Here is a 2,795-nt window from a genome sequence, read left to right on the forward strand (position 1 = left end):
CCTTCAGCCAGCATACCACCCCAACTTGGCGTTTGTGGATCTGCGCCAAGTCCAAGAAAAGTCAGACTGCTTTCCAAGAGAATGTTGTTTGCAACGTTTAGTGTCATAAGGATGACAAGTGGGCCGAGTGCGTTTGGCAGGATATGGCTGAAAATAATTTTTCGATTCGGTAGACCATAGCTGCGTGCTGCCTGAACGAACTCGCGTTCTCGCAGCGACAAAACCGAACCGCGAACAAGCCTGGCATATTGTACCCATTGCGAAACAATCATCAGGACTATGATCCGGTCCAGACCGGGGCCCACGATGGCTATTACGGTAATGGCCAGGAGAATGAAGGGCAACGCAAGCTGAACATCGGCGAAACGCATAATAAAGACATCGAGAAAGCCACCGAAGTATCCTGCATAAAGGCCGATGATCGTTCCAAGAACAACAGCACCGAGTGCCGACAGGATACCGACAGTGAAAGATATTCGACCACCTATGACGATCCGCTCCAGAATATCCCTACCAAGCGGGTCGGTGCCCAGTAGGTGATTGAGGGATTGAAACGGTGGTGTCAGTCGAGCCAGCAAATCGATCGTTTCTCCGCCGTCGGGAAAAATCAGACCAGAAAAGAGCACAAGCAGACCAAGGCTTCCGGTAAGCAGTGCGCCAGCGATGAATTCAAAGTGGAAGAAACGTCCTAGGAGGAAATAACTCCGGGCGCTGGGGAGTTTGGATTGAGCGGTGTCTGACATTTTACTTCACCCTGATGCGCGGATCGATGAAACCATAGGCAAGATCAACCGCAAGATTGACTGCCACGATCATGATGGCGAGAATTGAGACGCTTGCTTGCAGCAGTGGATAGTCGCGCTGTCCAATTGCTTCGACGGCAAGCGTGCCCATGCCCGGCCAGTTGAAGACGAGTTCGACAACCACGATGCCTCCAATCAGATTTCCAAATTGCAGGCCAAGAAATGTAATGAGTGCAATAGCACCGTTGCGAAGGGCATGTTTGTAGACGACAACGCGTTCCTTTAGTCCCTTCGACCGGGCGACCATGACGTACTGTGCGGATAGCGTTTCCAACATGGTTGTTCGCACCAGGCGGACATTCGTCGCAGTCAGGATGATGCCAATGGTGGCCGCTGGCAATATTAGAGATGTTAGCCCTGTGTAGCCGCTGGCGGGGAAAATCGGGAAGGTGATCGAGAACAGCAGTACGAACATGATCGCCAACCAGAAATTCGGAAACGACAGACCGACAAGCGACAACACACGGATGATCTGGTCCGAAATACCTCCACGATGGACCGCTGAGTGAATTCCGAGTGGTATCGAAACCACGATAGAGATCAACATCGACGAAAGTGCCAGAACCACTGTTGCAGGCAACGCGATGGAGATGAGTTCGCTGATCGGGCCCCGAAAGAAACTGTCGCCGAGATTGCCCGTAACCAGGCTTTTGATGAAATCGAGATATTGCACGAAGAATGGCCTGTTAAGGCCGAGGGATTCGCGGATGTGTGCAAGATCTTCTTCTGTAACGTTGCTGGATTCGCTGGTCATCATGATGGCCGGGTCGCCGGTCAGGCGAATTGCGAAAGCGACGAACAAGGTCACGATCAACGTGACCAGTATTGCTTGAAATACCCGCTGAGCGACGAAGCTGAATACTGGCATGAGCGCTGTTCCTTTGCGGATCAGGTCGCCCGCCCGGTGAGGATGTGCTTATTGGCATTCCGGGCGGACTGTTTACGCGGAAGGTGACTAGTCGACGGTGACCGACATGTAGCGGGTCCGGTCGTCAGGAGCCGGTACGAAGCCTTTGACGCGTTTGTTCACGCCATAGATTGTGGCAAGGTTGTAGAGCGGTATGTCGAGCGCGTGGTCATGCGCATAAGCGGCGACTTCCTGTAACGCTTTCAGGCGCACATCGGTGTCATAGGTCTGCCGCTGCTTTTCCAGGAGCTCATTCAACCTTGAGTCATCGATGTAAGGATTGTTGCGCTCACCGGTGTGGTAGAGGAGATAAGCTGTATTGTCGAAGTCGAAGGTCCAGCCACCCCAACCGAAATGGAACATTTCACCTGATTTGCCCTTGCTCACGATTTCGTCAAAGAACACGCTTGTTTCGTGTGTGCGGATCTGAAGATCAAGTCCAACGGCTTTCAGGTAGCTGGCAATGACCTGTGCAATTTCACGCAAGTTGTCCCTGTCATTGCGCATGTCCAGACTGATTTTGGTTCCCGGTTTTACGCCAGCTTTTGCAAGCAGGGCTTTTGCGGCTGCCGGATCATAGGGATAGCCTTCGATCTTGGGATCGAAACCGAATGACTTGCTGCCTTGAGCGCTGGTGATCGGAGTAGCCAGTCCCTTAAGCAAGGCCTCAATGATCATATTCCGGTCTATGGCCATAATGATGGCCTTGCGAACTCTGGGATCTGACGTGACGGCGTCTTTGGTCTTGAAACGCAAGATTTCGACAGTTGGGCCATCCACGGGAACGAGATCCACCTTGTCGCTCTGTTCAACCGTTTCAACGGACGTAGTTGGAATATTGAGAGCAATATCCACTCCACCTGATAACAGTTCGGCAATGCGTGTCGCCTGTTCCGGGATGAAGCGGATGGTCAGGTCGTCGACATTGGCCTTTCCGTCCCAGTACCCGTCAAAACGCTCGAGTTTTACATCTACCGTGGGTGTATATTTGATCACCTTGAATGGACCCGTGCCAACCGGATGCATGTCAAATGCTTCCTCGCCGACTTCCTCGAGGTATTTTGGAGGAACGATCATCGCACCGT

At 52.4% G+C, this 2,795-nt stretch carries 3 protein-coding genes; all 3 read right to left on the reverse strand.

Annotated elements, in window-relative coordinates:
- Positions 1 to 743 (reverse strand): ABC transporter permease (locus K5905_RS31030; RefSeq protein WP_297591575.1); only part of this gene is annotated, 743 nt, incomplete at its 3' end.
- Between the two features lies 1 nt (position 744).
- A complete protein-coding gene (locus K5905_RS31035; RefSeq protein ID WP_297591576.1) occupies positions 745 to 1,671 on the reverse strand; it encodes an ABC transporter permease in 927 nt (308 codons plus the stop codon).
- Positions 1,672 to 1,758: 87 nt separating this feature from the next.
- On the reverse strand, positions 1,759 to 2,795 hold a 1,037-nt coding region (locus K5905_RS31040; RefSeq protein WP_297591577.1), incomplete at its 5' end, for an ABC transporter substrate-binding protein.

Origin of the sequence: Roseibium sp., assembly GCF_025698965.1 — a bacterium.
Taxonomy (GTDB): Bacteria; Pseudomonadota; Alphaproteobacteria; order Rhizobiales; family Stappiaceae; genus Roseibium.